The 4,193-nt window shown below is 65.8% G+C and carries 6 protein-coding genes; 5 read left to right on the top strand and 1 reads right to left on the bottom strand.

The window, feature by feature from the left end; translation table 11 throughout:
* Together E0E00_RS00120 and E0E00_RS00115 are read left to right on the top strand one after the other, a co-directional pair.
* A partial coding sequence (locus tag E0E00_RS00120; RefSeq protein ID WP_165443462.1) for a hypothetical protein occupies nucleotides 1-613 on the top strand: 613 nt, incomplete at its 5' end.
* Nucleotides 610-1,029: a hypothetical protein gene (locus E0E00_RS00115; RefSeq protein WP_130810279.1), complete on the top strand. Its 420-nt coding sequence runs from the start codon at nucleotides 610-612 to the stop codon at nucleotides 1,027-1,029. The genes E0E00_RS00120 and E0E00_RS00115, both read left to right, overlap by 4 nt.
* 200 nt (nucleotides 1,030-1,229) lie before the next feature.
* Here the strand turns inward: E0E00_RS00115 and E0E00_RS00110 are convergent, their stop codons facing one another.
* A complete protein-coding gene (locus E0E00_RS00110) occupies nucleotides 1,230-1,550 on the bottom strand; it encodes a DUF4190 domain-containing protein (RefSeq protein ID WP_165443461.1) in 321 nt (106 codons plus the stop codon).
* A gap of 644 nt (nucleotides 1,551-2,194) precedes the next feature.
* On the opposite strand from E0E00_RS00110, the gene E0E00_RS00105 reads away from it, so the two are divergent.
* From E0E00_RS00105 to E0E00_RS00095, 3 genes are read left to right on the top strand one after another with little or no spacing between them, the layout of a single operon-like run.
* Complete coding sequence (locus tag E0E00_RS00105) at nucleotides 2,195-2,518, top strand: hypothetical protein (RefSeq protein WP_130810275.1); 324 nt, start codon at nucleotides 2,195-2,197, stop codon at nucleotides 2,516-2,518.
* A gap of 1 nt (nucleotide 2,519) precedes the next feature.
* Nucleotides 2,520-2,846, top strand: coding sequence for a hypothetical protein (locus tag E0E00_RS00100; protein ID WP_130810273.1), 327 nt, complete (start codon nucleotides 2,520-2,522; stop codon nucleotides 2,844-2,846).
* A 6-nt stretch (nucleotides 2,847-2,852) separates the two neighbouring features.
* The gene (locus tag E0E00_RS00095; RefSeq protein WP_130810271.1) at nucleotides 2,853-4,106 is read left to right on the top strand and encodes a hypothetical protein; all 1,254 of its coding nucleotides are present in this window, start codon (nucleotides 2,853-2,855) and stop codon (nucleotides 4,104-4,106) included.
* The last annotated feature ends 87 nt before the right edge of the window (nucleotides 4,107-4,193 follow it).

Genomic DNA, 4,193 nt, shown 5'->3' with positions numbered 1-4,193 from the left:
CGAGGCGTCGATACGCAACGTCTACGACGAGCTCTACCTGGAGGGGCCGGCAAGCTCGTCCCACCTGGCGCTCCCCGGCAGGGGCGAGGTCTCGCTGCCGGCGGATTTTGTTTCGCGGATGAGCGGCACCGAGTATGGCACGACCAGCTACTGCGAATACGGCTACAAAGGCGGTGGCCTGGGCGATCTCCTTCCTGGCGAGACGTACGAGCCCAAGGGGCTGCACCTGTCCATCGCTCGCCTGCCGGAGGTCTATGAGGTTGTCATCCACACCACCAGCGGCTTCGTGCTCGCCTCCGATGGCGACGGATATAGCGTGCAGGTCGACTGGACATACGACTTCGAGACGCGCACGCTCGAGAGGAAGGTGAGGTTTCTCCGGGACGTCAATGGTAGCAGCGGAATCTATGGTGCGCCTGAGATTCCGGCCGATGACTTCCTCGCGGCCACGGGCCTCACCCGCGCGGGCGTGGAGGCCTGGGCGGAAAACGCCCTCGACGGCCTCGTGGTGGGGGGCTACCTCGGGGCCAACGAGGGACGGACGCGCTTCTCCGCCGGCGACATAGGCGAGCTTGCCGTCACCGACGAGATGGACTGGGGGTCTGCGGCATGACGGGGGACATGGGAGGCGGCGCCGACAGGCTCGCCGCCAAAGAGGAGGAGGCCGCGCGCGTTCGCGAGAGGAGGCTCCTCGACCTTGGGCGGCGTGAGGGCGCACTGGTCAGACGGGACGCCGAGCGAGAGCGACTCCTCGGGGACTTTCAGGCTCTCGCGTGGCACAACCTGGCGCTCCTCGACGACTGCGAGGCGGCCATGCCCAACCTCCTGCGGCGCGCAGGCGTCGATGGGGAGGAGCTGCGGCTCGGCACCGTGCAGGCGGCCTATCGGATGGTGGACCGGTTCGAGGAGGAGGCAAGGCTCGACCGGAGGCGGCTTCGCGATGAGGAGGATCGCATCGAGGAGGATTTCCACACCGCAATCTCCCGCCTGGAGGACGAGGCCGGGAATGGCTCTGCTGCGGGTTGGTAGGGGCGGCTATGCCCTCGCGTATCCACTTGAAGACACGACGCAAGGCAGACATGACATGGACGCGCCGGGCTTTCTCCCGCTTGGCTCCATCGCGCCCTGAAGAGCTGCAAATTCCCAGGCAGACTTAGGAATTTGCGGCTCTCAGATGGCCCATGTAGCGGAATCGAGTGACAAGTCCCCACGAACAGGCAAGATGGGTCTCAGAGTAGGAATGCCGGGACAATGATGTCGATGATGCCCAGCACGATAGCGGCCGTGGCAATGCCGTTGCCCGAGTGCTCTCCTTGTTTGATGCTCACTTTTGCCATGCTGCCGAAAATCAGAGCCATGATGCCCAGGATGATGCCGAACACGAGCAGGCCGACGATGCCGCATATAAGACCGCTAATGGCCTTGCCATCGGTCTCGGGGGCCGAGGCCTGGGCGCTGGTCGGGGAAGCTGGCTGGGATTGTGACGCTGCCTGTGGAGGCGTGAGCTGCGTCGGCTGGGTCTGAGTGGCTTGATCCTCTGGCATCGCCATGTCCCTTCTCGAGAGCCCTCGCTGTATTCTCAGCAACAGGTCGGGCAAAGACATTCTACTCGAACTGGCGGGGCATCGCACCAAGTTGACGTCGTGCGAAGTTGGCTACATTTTCGCCGTCGTTGTCTCTGCACCGTTGCCCGCTCGCGTCCCATCCGATCGGCTTCAGCCCTCCGTCACGTCAACTGCCTTGAGCGACCCACGCATGGACGTGCTTGACGCAGACGGATGGACATCGGAATCCCTACCGCAGGAGACTCGGTCGATGAGATGCGGCTACGTCCTGCCATGCCCAGACGCCTTACGGGCCGAGAGTTCAGCACTGCCTGGCTTGGGAGGGGATTTCTCCACGAAAGGCGGGACGACCGGCGAGGGGCGTCAGGTTCGTCCTGACGATTGGGGGGCGGCAGGCCATCGATGGGGCAACGAGCTGGGCTCAGGCGTCCATACATCGCTGCCATCACATGCGCCGAACAGTCACGCAGGGGATGTCTGCTCGGGCAAATAGGGAAGTCCCCTTTAACCAGATGGCGGGGGGCTTGCGCCTCCCCTGCGTGCGCGTCGCCTCGCGCCAGGCCTTGGGCGCAGGTGTACCATGGATGCGAGAAGGTAGGGGGACCGTAAGGCCGAGGGGGTGCGGGGAAGTGGCGGCAGGGGACGCAATCGAGGTCAACCATGCCTCATACCAGGAGACTGCGTCAAGGCTCAAGGAGATTTCCGGTGAGTACTCCAGCGTCTCCGTCGACCTCGGCGATGGTGCGCAATCCCTCGTGCCCTCCGGCTTTGAAGGCAGGACGGCGGATGCGCTGCTCTCGACCATACAGGGGGGCAAGATCTGCCAGTACATGTCCTGGCTCGCTGGCTCCCTGTTCTGCGATGGCGGAAAGCTCTACCAGGCGGATGACTGCTTCCGCGAGGTTGACGAGACGTGCGCGCGAAGCAACGAGGGCATGGGAACGGGAGGTTGAGATGCTCGATTGCAGTGCGGAGAAGGCGGCGTGCCAGCAGGACATCTCCCTGCTCGAGGAGATAGTCGAGGCGTGTGGCACGTTGGGTGGGAAGGTTGCGTCTGTCGAGGGCTCTCTCTCCGAGGTCGCCTCGTCGCTTGACGCCCTCGCGCCTCTCGTGGGTGCGGCGGGGGCGTCAGCGGCCATACGGGAGGTGTCGGCCGGCTGGCAGGGCTTCGTCGACCTGGCGACAAGTTCGTGCGAGAGGAAGATCGAGGAACTTCAGTCGGAGATCGCGGACCTCACGGAGTGGGAGCGTGGCTCGCGTGGGGCCGAGGGGGGATGGTAGGCCGAGATGGGCGGTTTCTACGCGGACGCGGAAGCGCTCGAGCGGTTCTCGAGGCGTCTCGACGACGATGTCGACAGCCTGCAGGAGAAGGCGGGTGCCGCGTCGGACAGCGTGATGTCGCTTGCGGACTCCGGGAACGTCGGAGAGACGCAGTACGCGTTCCTCGAGCACTTCAACGACTGGGTGGGCTGCAGCCAGGACGTCCAGGACCGGGTCGCCTTTCTCTCCACGCTGCTCGAATGCATGGTCGACTCAGTTGACGGGCTGTGCGACGCGCAGGCCGCGGTTGCGTTCGCGGTCGACGGCGGCGCACCTTCGGGGAGGGCGGTGGAGCTGCACGACGACGGGGGCTGGCCCGAGTCCCAGGCACGATCCGTCCGTGACGGCGACCTGTGGGCGCTGACGGGCGGCGTGAGGGACGTTGTCGAGAGGTTCGACTCCCTTTCGTGCGGCGTGCCCACAGACGCATGTGACGCGCTTGCCGAGCTGTTGCAGGGGACCCAGGATGCGTCTGGGAGGCTTGCCGACCTCTCGGATGCCGTAGGGGCCCTCAGGTCGGCGGTCAACGGCTTCGAGGACTGCTACTCCTCCTCCGTGTCGGGCGTGGGCGGCGAGGACTTCGATGCGGGCGGCGCTGCGGAGGGGCTCGTGACGACGCTCCAGGGCTACCTGGCCGACGCGACGACGGTGAACGGTGCCGTCGACAGCAAGGCATGGATATCAAGGATTGGGCTGCTTGCCGAGAACGGGGCCTTTGGCTCGGGGGGCATGCCCGAGAGGTTCGAAGCGGTCATGCGTGCCAAGGACCTGGTTGGCGAGCACTTCGAGATCGGCGGCAACGCCGCCGGCGTGTATGGGACGGCCATCGAGGATGGTCGGCCGTGGGGAAGGGTCGAGGGGGTGACGGGGAAGCTGGCGGTCGGCCTGGCCGTCGTGGGCGCAGGCCTGGATGCCTGTGCGGAGTATGACCGCAATCCCTATCTCCCCGATGGTGTCAGGGCCGCCGACGCGGCCGCGGCAGTTGCGACGGACGCTGCCTCTTTCGGGGTTGGCATGGCGGTAGGTATTGTGGCGGGTGCCGCCGTCACGTTTGGCGCACCTGTTGCGATAGGCGTAGCGGTGGCAGTCGGTGGAGGCGTTCTCGCCGATTGGTTCCTGACAGGCACTCCCCCTCTTGCTGAGTCTGATGGCTACGGCTGCTGGAGAAACGAAAGTCCGGCCAACGGCATCAGGGACGTCTTCCGTGGGGTGCTCTCGTGAGAGGCCTGTTCCGGCGTCGCGCCAAGGCGCTCGCGGAGGCGCGCCTCGCCTCCCTGCGCCCCCTGGTGGGCCGCCCGGCCCCCGAAC

The organism is Olsenella sp. Marseille-P4559, assembly GCF_900605015.1.
Lineage (GTDB): Bacteria > Actinomycetota > Coriobacteriia > Coriobacteriales > Atopobiaceae > Tractidigestivibacter.
This window is presented reverse-complemented; position numbering and strand designations above follow the sequence as displayed.

Excerpts from the sequence above, each read along its gene's own strand:
- E0E00_RS00115 (WP_130810279.1), top strand. The coding sequence starts at position 610 with ATGACGGGGGACATGGGAGGCGGCGCCGACAGGCTCGCCGCCAAAGAG.
- E0E00_RS00095 (WP_130810271.1), top strand. The coding sequence starts at position 2,853 with ATGGGCGGTTTCTACGCGGACGCGGAAGCGCTCGAGCGGTTCTCGAGG.
- E0E00_RS00110 (WP_165443461.1), bottom strand. The coding sequence starts at position 1,550 with ATGGCGATGCCAGAGGATCAAGCCACTCAGACCCAGCCGACGCAGCTC.
- E0E00_RS00100 (WP_130810273.1), top strand. The coding sequence starts at position 2,520 with ATGCTCGATTGCAGTGCGGAGAAGGCGGCGTGCCAGCAGGACATCTCC.